At 44.5% G+C, this 15,108-nt stretch carries 11 protein-coding genes; 8 read left to right on the plus strand and 3 right to left on the minus strand.

Annotated elements, in window-relative coordinates:
• The first annotated feature begins 75 nt into the window (after positions 1–75).
• The 4 genes from MHI01_RS01055 to MHI01_RS01070 all read left to right on the plus strand — a co-directional run bounded on the left by MHI01_RS01055 (position 76) and on the right by MHI01_RS01070 (position 4,339).
• Positions 76–801, plus strand: coding sequence for a phosphonate ABC transporter ATP-binding protein (locus MHI01_RS01055; RefSeq protein WP_036613671.1), 726 nt, complete (start codon positions 76–78; stop codon positions 799–801).
• A gap of 127 nt (positions 802–928) precedes the next feature.
• Entirely contained in the window at positions 929–2,143 is a 1,215-nt protein-coding gene (locus MHI01_RS01060) for a hypothetical protein (protein ID WP_143780983.1), read from the plus strand.
• Positions 2,136–2,834, plus strand: a complete 699-nt coding sequence (locus MHI01_RS01065; RefSeq protein ID WP_017688086.1) for a response regulator transcription factor — start codon at positions 2,136–2,138, stop codon at positions 2,832–2,834. The genes MHI01_RS01060 and MHI01_RS01065 overlap by 8 nt, the downstream gene beginning before the upstream one ends.
• Entirely contained in the window at positions 2,831–4,339 is a 1,509-nt protein-coding gene (locus tag MHI01_RS01070; protein ID WP_282321109.1) for a sensor histidine kinase, read from the plus strand. The genes MHI01_RS01065 and MHI01_RS01070 overlap by 4 nt, the downstream gene beginning before the upstream one ends.
• Positions 4,340–4,463: 124 nt before the next feature.
• On the opposite strand, the gene MHI01_RS01075 is transcribed toward MHI01_RS01070, so the two are convergent.
• Positions 4,464–5,690, minus strand: coding sequence for a glucose-1-phosphate adenylyltransferase (locus MHI01_RS01075; RefSeq protein WP_282321110.1), 1,227 nt, complete (start codon positions 5,688–5,690; stop codon positions 4,464–4,466).
• Between the two features lie 193 nt (positions 5,691–5,883).
• On the opposite strand from MHI01_RS01075, the gene glgB reads away from it, so the two are divergent.
• On the plus strand, positions 5,884–7,890 hold the full coding sequence (glgB, locus tag MHI01_RS01080) for a 1,4-alpha-glucan branching protein GlgB (protein WP_127547716.1): 2,007 nt from the start codon (positions 5,884–5,886) through the stop codon (positions 7,888–7,890).
• A complete protein-coding gene (gene glgA / locus MHI01_RS01085; protein ID WP_340982294.1) occupies positions 7,887–9,329 on the plus strand; it encodes a glycogen synthase GlgA in 1,443 nt (480 codons plus the stop codon). Before glgB ends, glgA begins: the two co-directional genes overlap by 4 nt.
• Before the next feature lie 142 nt (positions 9,330–9,471).
• Here the strand turns inward: glgA and MHI01_RS01090 are convergent, their stop codons facing one another.
• Entirely contained in the window at positions 9,472–11,238 is a 1,767-nt protein-coding gene (locus tag MHI01_RS01090) for an alpha-glycosidase (protein WP_340982295.1), read from the minus strand.
• A 268-nt stretch (positions 11,239–11,506) separates the two neighbouring features.
• Complete coding sequence (locus tag MHI01_RS01095) at positions 11,507–12,682, minus strand: M20 family metallopeptidase (RefSeq protein ID WP_340982296.1); 1,176 nt, start codon at positions 12,680–12,682, stop codon at positions 11,507–11,509.
• Positions 12,683–12,865: 183 nt separating this feature from the next.
• Between MHI01_RS01095 and MHI01_RS01100 the strand changes: the two genes are divergently transcribed.
• Complete coding sequence (locus MHI01_RS01100; protein WP_083677436.1) at positions 12,866–14,329, plus strand: ABC transporter substrate-binding protein/permease; 1,464 nt, start codon at positions 12,866–12,868, stop codon at positions 14,327–14,329.
• On the plus strand, positions 14,316–15,038 hold the full coding sequence (locus MHI01_RS01105; RefSeq protein WP_076328542.1) for an amino acid ABC transporter ATP-binding protein: 723 nt from the start codon (positions 14,316–14,318) through the stop codon (positions 15,036–15,038). The genes MHI01_RS01100 and MHI01_RS01105 overlap by 14 nt, the downstream gene beginning before the upstream one ends.
• The last annotated feature ends 70 nt before the right edge of the window (positions 15,039–15,108 follow it).

A 15,108-nucleotide genomic window follows, 5' to 3' on the forward strand; every position in this document is an offset into this window, starting at 1 on the left:
GTTCGCATGGAAATTGATGTCCATTTCCGAGTACACTAGTGGTAGGGAAAAACATGGACAAGAGGAGACATCGCGATGATCAGAGTAGAGAACTTGAGTAAATCCGTTGGCGTGGACCGCGTTCCCGTTCTACGGGATATTCGATTTGATATGCAACAGGGTGAAATGATAGCTGTAGTTGGCTCAAGCGGTAGCGGTAAAAGCATGTTGCTTAAATGTTTGGCCATGATGGAAAAATGGGATTCCGGCCGGTTTACGGTGGATGGCGCCGAGATTTTGAAAGAAGGCTGGTCTGGAAAACGGAAAATCAAACGGGAATGGGCATACTTGGAACAAAATCCAGAATTATTTCCTAGACGTACGGCTCTTAAAAATGTATTAATCGGACGATCGGGTCAGACTCCTGTATGGAGAATGGTAACCGGTATGGTACGTTCCGATGATTATATGGGTGCTATGGATTATCTCGAAGGATTGGGATTACTTGATAAAGCACATCAAATAGCAGAGAAGCTCAGTGGTGGCGAGAAGCAGCGTGTTGCTATTGCAAGAGCACTTGCTCACGGTGCCAAAGTCGTTTTGGCGGATGAACCAGTGATTGGTCTTGACCCTCACACAGCAGATTCGGTGCTGGAAACGCTGCGCAAATTATGTGAAGAAGAACGTGCAACAGTCATTGCAGTACTGCCTATTGAGCTTGCTGAGAAACATGCCACACGGATCTGGGGATTGGCAGAAGGCAAGATTGCTTTTGATATTCGTGGACGAAGACTGACACAGCAAGAAAAAAACCAGATTTAAACTATTGAAAAGAGTGATGAGATTGTTTAATTCACGGTGGGGACGCTTTGTAGCAGCAGGAACTATGGCAATTATGCTTGGTTCTGTTCTAAGCGGATGCACAGTCATAAGTGACCCCAAGGGTTTGATGAGAAAACCAATGATGTCCACCGATAAGGAGAAACTGTACAACGTGGTTCAGGTTAAACTGCCGCCAGAGAGTACATTGATTCGTCCCAAGGATATGAATAATACCAGCATGATTCGGGTGGAAGACCTGAATGGGGATGGAACTCGGGAAGCGATAGTTTTTTATGAGACACCAAATGAGAATGTGCGAATCCATGGCATGATTTTGGAAGAGCAGGGAGGCACATGGGTTAAAAAACTTACTTTTGATGTGCCGGGAAATGAGTTGCAATCCTTTAAAGTATTGGATATTACGAATGACGGAAATCCGGATATTATTCTTGGTGTAAGCCTGCAGGAGCAGAAAGCCCTGACTGCATATTCCTACAAGGGCGGGGCACTGGAGCAGGTCTTGGGTGGAGTTCCGTATAATCAATATATCATTGATGATGCGCAGGGGAACACGCTGGATTTGAGCGGAGATGGTAAAAGTGATTTTGTTATCATTTCGCTGAACAACAGCGGTTTTGCAACGATTGCGTTATACCAGTACGAAGATGGCAGCTTCAAGGAAGTTGATCGGGTGCAGACCGATTATACCGTTAAAGAAGTTTATAATGCTCTGGGCGGAGAGATTGCCAAAGGACAGATGGGCATTGTACTGGATGCCGAGCTGGATGATCGGAGTTCCTTCTCGCAAATTATGTATGTTAAAGATAACAAGTTAGTCAATGCTTTCAAATCACCGGATCAAACGTATAGAGATGACAAAATTTTAAGCGGTGATGTTGATAATGATGGTATTATTGAGTTTGGGCTCAAAGAGACTCCAAAAGGTTGGGAGCATTACGTATTTGACTCTCGGTTGTGGTTTTACACCTATTATCAGTGGGATGGCAAAGATAGCAAGAAATTTGTCTCATTCCAATTCCGAGATGATGCTGATTTATTCCATCTAAATCTCAAGCCAGAGTGGTACGGTAAGATCACTATTGACACCAAATCGGAGAAGGAAAAATATATTCGATTTAAAATGATTGATACGGACGAAACCGTAGCAGAGATCAAATATTTCACCCTTTCCAAGTGGGAACAGGAGAAGGGTAAAAGCTGGAAGGAAATTACGCGTACCAAAGATCGGGTTATTGCTTCACGGGTAGCACAATCAGAGGCGGGTAAAGATGCACTGAGCAATACTTCTCAGCTGAATAGAAAGGGAGAACTTAATGAGTAAAGTACTTATTCTTGAGGATGAAGAATCCATCCGCAGTTTTATAGTGATTAATTTAAAGAGAAACGGATTCGAAGTGCTTGAAGCGGGTGACGGTCATGAAGCGCTTCGCATACTGCAGACAGTACCGGATATTGATCTGGCTCTGCTGGATGTCATGGTACCAGGTATTGATGGATTCGAGGTGTGTCGACGGATCCGTGAAACCAATGAACGTCTGGGCATCATCTTTCTGACCGCCAAAGTTCAGGAACAGGATAAAGTGTACGCACTCTCCGTTGGTGCAGATGATCACGTCAGCAAGCCTTTCAGCCCAACAGAGTTGATTGCACGTATTCAGTCATTGTTACGCCGCGTGAATGTGCATCGGGAAACTGCGGCAAAGGTTACGTTCCAGTCCGGGCCATTTTCACTGGACCTGATCTCGAAGCAATTCAAAAAACAGAATGAAGCCATTGAGTTGACTCCAACGGAGTTTTCCTTGATTCAGTTTTTCCTGGAAAAAGAAAATACACCGCTCAGCCGCGATGTATTGTTAGATCACGTATGGGGAAAAGAGTACATGGGTGATCCCAAAATTGTGGATGTCAACATTCGTCGTTTGCGTCAAAAAATTGAGAACAATCCTTCCGAGCCCGAATACCTGCAGACTGTATGGGGTCACGGGTACAAATGGAAGGGCCGGGAGCAATGATTAAAAAAGGCATTACTCGGCAGATCGTACTACATTATTTCTTTGTAGTTTTTCTCGCTCTGCTGTTGGTCGAATTCGTATTTATGTTGGCAGTTCAAAGGTATTATTATGAGAGTATCTACAATACGATTAGTACCCACATTTCTAATTCAAAGGACTTTTTCGAGCCGATCGCTCGTGAGAATACTACGGAGGATGGCAATAATCTGTCTAGACTCCTTGTGAACTTGGCATTGTCCAATACTGAATTGGAAATTTTGGATCTGAACGGGCGCGTATTGGCGAGTTCTACTGCTTTTGAATCTGACCGTGCTGTGCTGCAAACCAGTGATATTATGCAGGCTCTGAATGGGGATATGGGACGCTGGATTGGAAGACAACCGGGTACTGGAGAATCTGTCATGGCCGTTTCACACAAGTTTGATCTGGGCGGCGAAAATACTTATGTTATTCGATATCTGACATCACTTGAAGATGTGAATTCAAAGCTGTTGAATATGGGACTACTCGCAGCTGCCGTTGGTGTTGGAGTGCTTGCTATAGTGTTGATCATCAGTATTGGTATGGCAAATTCCATTGTACGTCCAATTAACAACATCACCGCAGTATCTGCCCAAATGGCTAGAGGACGGCTGGATGTCAGGGTTAAGGGGAATTATAAGCACGAACTGGGCGAATTGGCATCAACACTTAACTTCATGGCACATGAGATTGTGCGGAGTAATCAGATCAAGGATGATTTTATCTCTTCGATCTCACATGAATTAAGAACACCTTTGACCAGTATCAAAGGCTGGAGCGAGACACTGGATTCAGGCGGTTATGATCCGGAAGAAACCCGTATCGGTATGGGTATTATCTCCAAGGAAACCGAACGACTGATTGGACTTGTTGAAGAGATGCTGGATTTCTCCAAATTGCAACAGAATCAGATGAAGCTGGTCAAAGGAACGGTCAACATTCGTGAAATTGTACAGGAAACGATGTTGAATGTCTGGGCCAAAGCGGAACAAAAACAGGTCCATCTCAAGTTGGAAACGGACGAGACTCGTGCTTATAATGTCCATGGAGACGGTAACAGACTGAAACAAGTCTTCCTGAATGTTGTGGACAATGCGATCAAATTTTCACATGAGAATTCCTGGATCTTCTTGTCGGTCAAAGAGGAGAATGGTCAGATCATTGCAGCTGTTCAGGACACCGGTATCGGAATTAGTGAAGAACATTTAATTAAAGTACGGGACCGTTTCTTCCAGGTGAATCATCAAAATGGGGGAACGGGACTAGGTCTTGCGATTACGCAGGAACTGGTAGAACTGCATGAGGGAACGATCACGATGCAAAGTGAACTCGGATCGGGGACAACCGTTACGGTTACGTTACCGGCTGTGGCTGAGGAGATGGGTCCAGAAGAGTCTGTAACCGCGTCTGGTGATGCTGAAGTCACAGATGAGCGAACAGCTAGAGATGCAAGTGATACAAAATCAGATCTAGAAAAGTCTTAAGGTTTTAAAAGATAAGAGATTTTTCTACCTGATGATCGAGCATGTACGTTTTATAATATCCATATCAACACCAAAAAAAGGCGAGCCATCTGAGGCTCGCCTTTTTCATCTAATGTTTATTTCATTATGAAGAAAGTTCGCCAGTGCGCAGGCGTCCACTTTTCTCATATACTTCTTTCAACATACGAACAGGTTGCGTACGGACAGCAGGTTTGGCAGAGACGATCTCGTTAGGTCCAACGACCACAATTTCATCTGCTGTACCTTTAACGATTGCACCGTCCTTGATTATTGCACCTTCACCGATGATGGCGCGTTCGATGTGAACCCCACGGCCTATGCGTGCGTTAGGCATAACAACACTGTCTTTAACCTCAGAGCCTTTACCCACTTCTGCACCGCAGAAGATAACGGAACGTTCTGAACGACCTTCGATTGCACAAGAGTCGTGAATCATGGAAGTAACATGTTCGATCTTTGTATGTCTTGCTTTGTAAGCACTTGGTTTGGAGCGCCAGTCGCGAGTAAACATCGGCCAGTTTTCTTTTTGCAGACTCCAGTCTTCCTCGTTGTGTAACAGATCCATATGTGCATCCCAAAGGCTCTTAACCGTACCTACGTCTTTCCAATAACCATTAAAGTTATAGACAAAGAGGGGATTATTTTCGTTCAACATTTGAGGAATCACATCTTTACCGAAGTCATGGCTGGATTCAGGATTAGCGGCATCTTCCAACAGATGGCGTTTCAGATAATCCCATTTGAACATGTAAATGCCCATTGAAGCCAGATTACTTTTTGGTTCAGCCGGTTTCTCGGCAAACTCGGTTACACGCAAATCAGCATCGGCAGCCATAATCCCAAAGCGATGTGCTTCATCCCATGGCACTTCCATAACTGAAATCGTTGCAGCGGCATTATTGGCTTGATGAGCCTCCAACATATCGCGATAATTCATATGATAAATATGGTCACCCGACAAAATTAGAACATTTTCGGGGTTTTGTTGATCAATATAGTCGATATTTTTATAAATAGCATCCGCCGTTCCCAAGTATTCGTCATTTCCTGTATGATAAGATGGAAGCAAGGATATTCCTGCCTCACTTGAGTTACCATGTCCCCATGGTTCTCCTCCACCGATGTGATCGTGTAAAGATTCCGCTTGGTACTGCGTCAATACTCCTACAGTATCGATCCCTGAGTTTACGCAGTTACTGAGAGGAAAATCGATGATCCGGTAGTGCCCGCCAAACGGTACAGCGGGTTTTGCGAGACTTGAGGTTAAAGGGGCTAATCGCTTCCCTTCTCCTCCCGCCAACAGCATAGCGATGCAATCTTTATTAAACATAATCGTTTCCCTCCCAAAATATTGTGCATTGTAGTACATCATTAACGCAAAGTAGAGCAGATGAAACGATTGTTACTGTAAAAATTCTGAAAATGAACAACATTTTCTAATTCACCGCATTTTTCTTTTCAACTTGGCTAGACTGGGGTAATGGTTACTGTTATATCTATTTTCTTGAGAAGAAGGTGATCTCTTGGCCATTCAACCGTTAGCACACCCGGACATATTGCCGGAGCATATTTATTTATTTCATGAAGGTAACCTTCATCACAGTTATCGAATGTTGGGCGCGCAACCTGAGACTTGCGATGGCCTTCAGGGGTATCGCTTTACCGTGTGGGCACCAAACGCCGTAGAAGTAGGACTGGCTATGGACCGCAATGAATGGAAAGGCGAAAAGGAACCTTTATATAAGATACCCGAATCAGGATTTTGGAGTCGTTTTTTTCCGGAAATTAGCGAAGGAACTTTATACAAGTTCCGTATATTAACGGAAGATGGAACAGAATTGCTCAAAGCGGACCCATATGCGTTTCAAGCAGAGGTTCGACCTCAGACAGCCTCTGTCACCAGTTCAATCGAAGGGTACAAATGGAATGATGGAGCCTGGAGACGCAAACAACGTGCCATGTATAACAAACCTCTACATATTTACGAAATGCACATGGGAACCTGGAAGCGCAAAGAAGACGGAAGCCTCTATAGTTATCGTGAGATGGCTGATTTGCTTGTTCCTTACTTATTAGAAATGAAATATACACATGTTGAAATGATGCCCCTCAGTGAGCATCCATATGACCTTTCGTGGGGTTACCAAAACACAGGGTTTTATGCGCCCACCAGTCGTTATGGGCATCCAAAAGATCTGATGTATCTAGTGGATACACTACATCAGGCTGGGATTGGCGTATTGCTGGATTGGGTACCTGCACATTTTGCCAAAGACGCTCATGGGTTGCGTATGTTTGATGGTACGCCTTTGTATGAGTATGCAGATCCGATGTTAGCAGAGAAGCCGGGCTGGGGCACACTTAGCTTTGACTACTCGAAACCTGAGATTCGTTCATTTCTGATCTCCAATGCATTATATTGGATGGAGATGTATCATTTTGACGGACTCCGTGTTGATGCGGTTACGAGTATGCTACGGCTTGATTTTGAGAAGCAGCCAGGACAATATCGTACCAATGATGAAGGTGGTCTTGAGAACAAGGAAGCTGTAGCCTTTTTGCAACAACTGAATGAGACGGTGTTCAAGTATTTCCCTTATGCATTGATGATGGCTGAAGAATCCAGTGCATGGCCAATGGTGACTTTACCTGTAGATGAAGGTGGTCTGGGTTTCAACTACAAATGGAACATGGGCTGGATGAACGATACGCTTGATTACATGGAATCTGATTTTCATGAGCGTCCTTCCAAACATCATTTGCTGACTTTCCCGGTCGTATACTCCTTTGCTGAAAATTATGTGCTACCTCTGTCACATGACGAGGTTGTTCATGGCAAAAAGTCGCTCCTCGACAAGATGCCAGGAACCTATGAGCAGAAATTTGCCGGCATGCGTGCTTTTCTGGGCTATTTTATGACTTTCCCAGGGAAAAAGCTGTTGTTTATGGGTGGAGACTTTGGCCAGTTCATCGAATGGAAAGATGAGGATCAACTGGATTGGTTCTTGCTGGATTATGACAGTCACCGCAATTTGCATAAGTTTGAGCGTGAGCTGTCTAACCTGTACTTGAGTGAAAAAGCTTTGTGGGAGCTTGATCATTCCTTGGACGGTTATGAATGGATCACTCCGGATGATCAGGACCAGAGTGTCATTTCATACGTACGCAAAGGAAAAAAACCTGCGGATACACTCCTTGTGCTCATTAACTTTCAGCCGGTCAAGCGGGAGCGTTACCGGATTGGTGTCATGCGTCCCGGTATGTATACCGAAGTACTGAACAGTGACCATTCCGTTTACGGCGGTTCAGGCATTACTAATGATATGCAACTGCCTACCGAAAAGATTCCTTTTCATGGGCATCCGCATAGTCTCGAATTGGTATTACCTCCGCTTAGCATCGTGATTCTAAAAAAGAACACACGTCGGAAAACGGATGAATCACCTGCGAGTATAACTTCCGTCAGTTCAAAAACGAAGAATAAAAATGAAAGCAACACGCTCAAACCGAAGAGGAGGACAAAGGCATGAATATTCTATTTGCTGCTGCTGAAGTACATCCATTTATCAAAACAGGAGGCCTTGCTGACGTAATCGGTGCTCTCCCGTTTGCATTGAAGAAGAGCGGGGCAGATGTGCGGGTGATTATGCCTAAGTACAAGGGGATTCCCGATGAGTATAAAGACGCGTTACAGCCCGTAATTACAACGGATGTGCCTCTTGGCTGGCGCAGGCCCTATTGTGGAATAGAAATGCTGGTTCATGATGGAATTCCAGTCTATTTTGTGGATAATGAGTATTATTTTGGGCGTGATGGAGTGTACGGTTATATGGATGATGGCGAGCGTTTCGCCTTCTTCAACCGTGCAGTTCTCGAAGTGTTGCCACAGATTGATTTCAAGCCTGACGTGCTGCACAGTCATGACTGGCATGCAGGAATGATTCCTTTGGTGCTTGAAGCCCATTACAGACACGATCCATTCTACAGTGATATTCGTACGGTATTCACCATACATAACTTGTTGTATCAAGGGGTATTCCCGCATCAGTTATTCAGTGATATCCTTGAGCTGGACGATCGATATTTCACCGTGGATGGAGCCGAGTATTACGGTAATGTCAACTTCCTGAAGGCTGGAATTGTCTACGCTGACCATGTAACAACCGTTAGTCCAACTTACGCACAGGAAGTGAAAACATCTTATTACGGATACGGTCTGGACGGACTGCTCAGTTCACTTGGAGATCGATTCAGCGGGATTGTAAATGGCATTGATACCAAGAGTTACAACCCGGCTACAGACACCAAGATCCCGGTGAAATACAGAACAAGTCTGTCCAAGAAAACGGAAAACAAAATTGAGCTGCAAAAGGAACTTGGACTTCCTGTTCGTCCTGATGTACCTCTTATGGTCATGGTCACAAGGCTTGTGGATTCCAAAGGACTTGACTTGGTCTGCCGTATCCTGGATGAATTGTTGTATTATGATGATATTCAATTCGCTGTACTTGGAACAGGGGAGCAGTCCTATGAACACTGGTTCCGTGAAGCCGCGAATCGTTATCCACTTAAAATGTCTGCACAGATCAAGTTCAACGACGGATTATCCCGTCGGTTTTATGCAGGCAGTGATATCTTCCTGATGCCGTCCAGATTCGAACCGTGTGGTATTAGTCAGTTACTGGCTCTGCGGTACGGTAGTGTGCCTCTCGTAAGGGAAACAGGCGGTCTGAACGATACTGTGCAGGCATATAACGAGTTTACTGGAGAAGGTAATGGTTTCTCATTCACAAGCTTTAATGCTCATGACATGATGAGTACCATTCGGCGTGCTGAGGAGATCTACAAACAGCCAGAACACTGGAAGAAAATTGTGAAAAATGCAATGGGCGGAGAATACAGCTGGAACGTCTCAGCTGAAGAATATATGGACATTTATCGTCGGATCACACTTGACCCTGTAAATTGATGTAGTCTTGAATGAGTCACAGCACATGATGCTGTGGCTTGTTCTCATCCAAAAAAACACTTCCAAAGTTCAGAATGAAGTATCATCTGAGACGGTGGAAGTGTTTTTCTTTTCTTTTATATGACTGTTTAGAATTTAAACCTCAGTTGTGTTGGATAGTTGCCGGATCAAGCTGTCTGTACAAAATGCGATACCCATAGGGGTCAAGCTTAATGTTCATCATTCCATCGGCTGGAAACACAGGCTCTTCAGTTAATGCATCTTTCCAGTCTTTTGTTTCCATGGGATGAGAAAGCGTTCGATCTTGAGGTGTATTGTTCATCCATACGGTAAAGTGAAGGTTGTCATCCACACGCTCGTACACGATACAGGGATCATTGTGATCCGCCTTGAGGAATCGGAAGCGTCCTTTGCGCAGGGCTTCATTGCTTTTGCGTAAATCAATCATCAGACGATAAAAATCATACAATTCTCTGTCTTGCTTGGCCGGGTCCCATTCCATACATTTTCGACAATCCGGGTCAGCATCACCACTAATCCCAACTTCGTCGCCGTAGAAGATACAAGGTGTACCGATATAGGTGAAAAGAAATACAACCGACAATTTTAATCGTCGTTTGTCTTCTCCTAACCGGGTGAGCAGTCGTGGGGTATCGTGGCTGCACAGCATATTAAAGATCACTTCGTTGGTTTGTTGCGGATAGCGCATAATCAGTGAACCCATCTCGTTGGCAAAATGATAACCGTCCATTGAACCACAGAAGAACTGAAGCACTTTGTCGGCAAATGGATAATTCATGACGGAATCGAATTGATCTCCCATAAGCCAGGTCAAGGAGTCGCTCCATACTTCTCCAACAATATAGGCTTCAGGGTTCGCTGCCTTAACAACCTTGCGAAAATCACGCCAGAAATGGTTGTCCACCTCATTTGCTACATCCAGACGCCACCCATCCAGCTTAATTTCTTTGATCCAGTACTCAGCTACATCAAGTAGATATGCCTTAACCTCAGGGTTGGCTGTATTGAACTTGGGCATGTTGCCATAGAACCCAAATGTATCGTAGGTTGGTATACCATCCTTGATCTGAACCGGATATTCATTGATGTGGAACCAATCGGCATACTTAGAGTTTTTTCCATTCTGGAGAACGTCTTGAAAAGGAGGGAAGTCTTCGCTGCAATGGTTAAACACCGCGTCAAGCATGACACGTATACCCAGGCGATGACATTCTTCTGTCAATTGTTTAAGCAGAGCATTATCACCGAAATGGGGGTCGACTTTTTTATAATCAATCGTGTCGTATTTGTGGTAGGAATTGGCCTGGAATAACGGGGTAAAGTAAATGGCGTTCACGCCAAGTTCAGTTAAGTCATACAGATGATCCAGCACACCTTGCAGATCTCCACCAAAATAATTGTCCAACTCAGGTTTGCCACCCCAGTCATGGGTTTCTTTTGGATTCAGCTTGGGATCTCCATTAGCAAACCGTTCCGTCATGATCTGATAAAAGACGGCTTCTTTGGCCCACTCGGGCACCTTAAACAGATCAATTTCATGTATATACGAGAACTCATAATATCCTCCAGTTGGATAGGGGGTCTCATAATGAATTCCATTATCCGCAAGAAACACATCTTCTGAACCGGCAGTTATCCGAAATATATAAGTGAGACGTTTGAATTGTGGCTTGACGGCAGCCTCCCAATAATCAAACATGTTATCCGAAGCAGCCTTCTCCAATTGAATTTCCTTGTACGTTCCATTCCAATCGTACTTATCTCCGGTCAGTGCAGTCACGTAGTGCACATCATTACGTTTGGTTCGTACGCGCAGATGTATGGTAGACGAATTATAAGCATAAGCCCATTTGTCACGAGGAACATGATACATGGCTTCGAGCAGCATGACAGCACCTCCTGAATATAGGATAAGTTATGAAAACCGGTCTTTTTGAACACGCACTTATAGTTATAATTAACCAAGTTAGCCAGCAAACGAATCACATTTACTGTAATAAAATGTATTATTTTCATCGTTTTCAAAGGTTTCTTTCACAGCATTTCCAGCTTTGTGCTGAATATACTTACAGCTAATTTAGAAAAAAGGGTGCCCTGAACAGCTTGGAATTCAAGATTGTTCAGGGCACCCCTATATAACATGTTGAAAGTGAATTTTAGCGAATAGCTTGCTCGAACTCCGTGCGGATGGTTTGAAGCAGCTCTGGCTGGCTCAGTACGTCATAGGCTGTTGTTGCAAGTGCCTTGGCTCCCAGAATCATGCCATCCAGCGCACGCTCCTGAAGTGCAAGGTCACGGAAGGCTATGGAGTGCAGTGTATGCACCTCGTCTACAACACGAATGTAGGGATGAATTGCAGGACATTTCAGGGAAACGTTACCGATGTCCATAGAGCCGTGATCATTACCACTCACAATCTCTTCTTGCGGGATTCCAAGTTCCATCAGATTTTGACTAAACGCAACTGAGAATGCTTCATTGGTAACCATCTCGTCATAGGACGTTTCATAGTTGGATGTCACCAGCTTGCATCCTGTCTGGAGAGCAGAACCTTCAGCGATCTGAATCACACGTTCTGTGAGGATATTCAGTTCTTTACGAGTTGCTGCCCGTACATAAAATTGCGCAGAAGCATAGTCAGGAATGATATTTGCTGCCTGACCTCCGTTGTTGATCACACCATGAATCCGAACGGTGCTTTTCACTTGTTGACGGAATGCATTAATCCCGTTGAACGTTTGAATGACGGCATCAAGTGCATTAATACCTTCGTGCGGACTTGCAGCGGCATGTGAAGATCGGCCATGGAATTCAAATTGCACAGCATCAATAGCCAGCGAGCTGCCTGACTTTTCATAGGCATAATATGGATGCGCCATGAGAGCGACGTCACAGTCATCGAACAAACCTGCTTCAGCCATCGGAACTTTGGCACCACGTGTCTCTTCAGCGGGGGTACCAAACACTTTAATGGTTCCACCTACTTCATCCAGAATAGATTTTAGCCCAACAGCGGCCCCAAGACTCATCATACAGATTAGATGGTGACCACAAGCGTGACCGATCTCCGGCAAGGCGTCATATTCGCACAATAAAGCAATGGTAGGGCCGGGTTTGGCGGCTGAATAGGTTCCGATAAAGGCTGTCTCCAGACCGAGGATTGGAGCCTCTACAGTGAAACCGTGGAAGAGCAGTTCTTCTTTCAAACGGGCAGAAGCGAGATACTCTTCATTTCCCAGTTCGGGGTTGGCACCGATATATGATGAAATGGCTTTAAAACGGGAAGCATATTGATCAATAACCGTCAGAATTTGTGATTTGTTAGCTGTCATTAGTAAACTCCTTATGCAAAAATGAAAATAATTCATTGATTATATCATGTTTGCTTTATTTTTTCAGAAACAAGTCAAGATTTGTATTGTCAAAATGCATTGCATAATCATGCATTGTACTTTATAATGACTCAGTCATCAACATGAGAAGCATACAAAGTATTGTAAGGGGAGAGAAAAAGGTTGAAATTAATAAGTCGTTACACCATGATGCTGTTGACCTTTGTTATTCTGCTGACGACTGCCGTTCCTGTGGCACTTGCAAGTGGAACTACAGATAATTCAAGCAGTAAAAAGCTGGTGCTCGGTACAAGTGCCGATTTTGCACCATATGAATTCCATAAAGTGATTAATGGCAAAGATGAAATCGTCGGCTTCGATATTGAGATCGCCAAAGAGATTGCCAAAGATCTTGGCGCTGAGCTTGTGATTGAGGATATGGGCTTCGACGGTCTTCTGCCTTCATTGCAGAGCGGGCGTGTTGATCTGGTGATTTCAGGTATGACGCCGACGGATGAGCGGAAGAAAAGTATCGATTTTTCCGACACCTATTATAAATCAAAACAAGTGATTATGGTTCGGAATGTGGATAAAGACAAATATCCAACCATGGCAGAACTTGAAAATGCGAAGATTGGCGTTCAGAAAGGCTCCATTCAGGAAACGATCGGACAGAGTATTCCAGGAGCGAAGCTTACTGCGCTGGATAAAATCTCGGATATCGTGCTTCAACTGCAAACAAAACGCATTGACGCGGCAATCGTTGAAGATACCGTTGCTGTAGGTTATCTGGACGATATCATTGGACTTGCTGCTGCTGTTCCGGACGAAGAGCAAGCAGAAGCGGCAATCGGGATTCGTAAAGGTAATACCGAGCTGCTAGCTGCAGTAAATGGAACACTGGAGCGACTGAAAAGCGAAGATAAAATCAATCAGATGGTGACGGACGCCAGCCTCTTGATGGCGGATAAAGCGAACAAATCACAAAATATTTTCCAAGTATTCTGGGAGTACAAAAGTTTCTATGCTACAGGTGTAGGATACACACTTCTGTTGTCTGCACTTGGGGTTATCTTCGGGGTAATTATTGGATTGATCATCTGTTTGTTCCGTTTGCATGACGCTGCAATCTTGCGCTGGATCGGTACGGCTTACGTTGAAGTGATCCGTGGCACACCGATGTTGGTACAGTTGATGATTATTTACTATGGTTTTTCCCTGAGCTTTGGCATTAACTTCACTGCCCTTCAGGCAGGTATCATCACGCTTTCCATTAATAGTGGTGCCTATCTGGCGGAGATTTTCCGTGCAGGTATCCAAGGTGTGGATCGTGGTCAGTTGGAGGCAGCGCGTTCATTAGGTATGGGAAGAGGCGCCGCGATGCGTTATATCATATTGCCACAAGCCTTCAAAGCTGTATTACCAGCGATCGGTAATGAATTCATAACTATCATCAAAGAATCCTCCATTATCTCCGTTATCGGTATGGTGGATATTATGTATCAGGCAAGTGTAGTCAAGAACATTACGTACCAAGGGTTGAGTCCATTTTTGATTGCAGCAGCCATCTACTTTGTAATGACGTTCATTTTGTCCAAGCTGCTGGGACGACTGGAAAGGAAGTTGAGTGCAAGTGATAGACGTTAGACAATTACACAAATCTTATGGAAATAACGATGTGCTTAAGGGCATTAACGTGACGATTGGCAAAGGTGAGGTTGTCGTGGTCATCGGTCCTTCCGGTTCAGGTAAAAGTACTTTCTTACGTTGTCTGAATCTGCTGGAACAGCCTACCTCAGGAGAGATTGATTTTGAAGGCGTGTCAATCACGGACCCCAAGCATAACATTAACGCAACTCGTGAGAAAATGGGCATGGTGTTCCAGCACTTCAACCTGTTCCCACACAAAACGGTACAGCAAAACATCACGATTGCTCCGATTAAAGTGAAGAAACAATCCACTCAGGAAGCGGAGAAAATTGCCTCTGATCTGCTTAACACCGTGGGCTTGTACGATAAAAAAGATACATTCCCGAATCAGCTGTCTGGTGGACAGAAACAGCGGATCGCCATTGCTAGAGCATTGGCCATGCAGCCGCATGTGATGCTGTTTGACGAGCCTACGTCGGCACTGGACCCTGAGATGGTCGGTGAAGTGCTGGATGTCATGAAACGTCTTGCAGAAGGCGGAATGACGATGGTCATCGTAACCCATGAGATGGGTTTTGCACGTGAAGTGGGAGACCGAATCCTGTTCATGGATGGCGGGGTTATTGTGGAAGAGGGAACACCTGATGAGGTGTTTGGAGCACCCAAAAATTCACGTACACGTGATTTTCTTGCGAAAGTACTCTAAACGATGTGATCAAATAGCGTTACTGACTTCGAGTCGGTAACGCTATTTTTATGGATAATAATGACGTATG

The organism is Paenibacillus sp. FSL M7-0656, from assembly GCF_038003225.1.
In the GTDB taxonomy this organism is placed as follows: Bacteria; Bacillota; Bacilli; order Paenibacillales; family Paenibacillaceae; genus Paenibacillus; species Paenibacillus amylolyticus.

Excerpts from the sequence above, each read along its gene's own strand:
- MHI01_RS01095 (WP_340982296.1), bottom strand. The coding sequence starts at position 12,682 with ATGACAGCTAACAAATCACAAATTCTGACGGTTATTGATCAATATGCT.
- MHI01_RS01060 (WP_143780983.1), top strand. The coding sequence starts at position 929 with ATGAGAAAACCAATGATGTCCACCGATAAGGAGAAACTGTACAACGTG.
- glgA (WP_340982294.1), top strand. The coding sequence starts at position 7,887 with ATGAATATTCTATTTGCTGCTGCTGAAGTACATCCATTTATCAAAACA.
- MHI01_RS01065 (WP_017688086.1), top strand. The coding sequence starts at position 2,136 with ATGAGTAAAGTACTTATTCTTGAGGATGAAGAATCCATCCGCAGTTTT.
- MHI01_RS01090 (WP_340982295.1), bottom strand. The coding sequence starts at position 11,238 with ATGCTGCTCGAAGCCATGTATCATGTTCCTCGTGACAAATGGGCTTAT.
- MHI01_RS01075 (WP_282321110.1), bottom strand. The coding sequence starts at position 5,690 with ATGTTTAATAAAGATTGCATCGCTATGCTGTTGGCGGGAGGAGAAGGG.
- MHI01_RS01070 (WP_282321109.1), top strand. The coding sequence starts at position 2,831 with ATGATTAAAAAAGGCATTACTCGGCAGATCGTACTACATTATTTCTTT.
- MHI01_RS01055 (WP_036613671.1), top strand. The coding sequence starts at position 76 with ATGATCAGAGTAGAGAACTTGAGTAAATCCGTTGGCGTGGACCGCGTT.